Consider the following 1,089-nt stretch of genomic DNA (forward strand, 5'->3'; position numbering starts at 1 on the left):
AGGTTGGAATTTAATCGCGGCCTCGAGCAAGACGTTTCCCGTTGAATATGGCTCATAACACCCCTTGTATTACTGTTTATGTAAGCAGACAGTTTTATTGTTCATGATGATATATTTTTACCGGCACTGTTGCAAATAGTCGGTGGTGATAAACTTATCATCCCCTTTTGCTGATGGAGCTGCACATGAACCCATTCAAAGGCCGGCATTTTCAGCGTGACATCATTCTGTGGGCCGTACGCTGGTACTGCAAATACGGCATCAGTTACCGTGAGCTGCAGGAGATGCTGGCTGAACGCGGAGTGAATGTCGATCACTCCACGATTTACCGCTGGGTTCAGCGTTATGCGCCTGAAATGGAAAAACGGCTGCGCTGGTACTGGCGTAACCCTTCCGATCTTTGCCCGTGGCACATGGATGAAACCTACGTGAAGGTCAATGGCCGCTGGGCGTATCTGTACCGGGCCGTCGACAGCCGGGGCCGCACTGTCGATTTTTATCTCTCCTCCCGTCGTAACAGCAAAGCTGCATACCGGTTTCTGGGTAAAATCCTCAACAACGTGAAGAAGTGGCAGATCCCGCGATTCATCAACACGGATAAAGCGCCCGCCTATGGTCGCGCGCTTGCTCTGCTCAAACGCGAAGGCCGGTGCCCGTCTGACGTTGAACACCGACAGATTAAGTACCGGAACAACGTGATTGAATGCGATCATGGCAAACTGAAACGGATAATCGGCGCCACGCTGGGATTTAAATCCATGAAGACGGCTTACGCCACCATCAAAGGTATTGAGGTGATGCGTGCACTACGCAAAGGCCAGGCCTCAGCATTTTATTATGGTGATCCCCTGGGCGAAATGCGCCTGGTAAGCAGAGTTTTTGCAACGTAAGGCCTTTGAATCAGACAAAAGGCTGCCTCATCGCTAACTTTGCAACAGTGCCGAATTTAGCGCGGTCGCTAAACATTTCGGCACCACCCAGGTGCTGCACGATATCAATCTGAAAATTGATGCCGGTGAATACCGGCTGGCTGCCGACGATCCGGATGAGGAGAACACCCTCGCCACGGCAGTTTTCACCCTCGATGCC

2 protein-coding genes are annotated in these 1,089 nt (G+C 51.6%); one reads left to right on the plus strand and one right to left on the minus strand.

Going from position 1 to position 1,089, the window contains the following annotated elements:
* Window positions 1-185 precede the first annotated feature (185 nt).
* Window positions 186-890 (plus strand): IS6-like element IS26 family transposase, encoded by a 705-nt coding sequence (locus ACQKJZ_RS19430; protein ID WP_427733356.1) that lies wholly within the window; start codon window positions 186-188, stop codon window positions 888-890.
* Window positions 891-900: 10 nt separating this feature from the next.
* Here ACQKJZ_RS19430 and ACQKJZ_RS19435 read toward each other — a convergent pair.
* Window positions 901-1,089, minus strand: a 189-nt coding sequence (locus ACQKJZ_RS19435) for a hypothetical protein (RefSeq protein ID WP_427733358.1), incomplete at its 5' end; no start/stop codon positions are given.

Origin of the sequence: Sphingomonas sp. NPDC019816, from assembly GCF_050274375.1 — a bacterium.
In the GTDB taxonomy this organism is placed as follows: domain Bacteria; phylum Pseudomonadota; class Alphaproteobacteria; order Sphingomonadales; family Sphingomonadaceae; genus Sphingomonas.

What these genes read in the sequence shown, in the direction of transcription:
- ACQKJZ_RS19430 (WP_427733356.1), top strand. Translation starts at nt 186, where the DNA reads ATGAACCCATTCAAAGGCCGGCATTTTCAGCGTGACATCATTCTGTGG.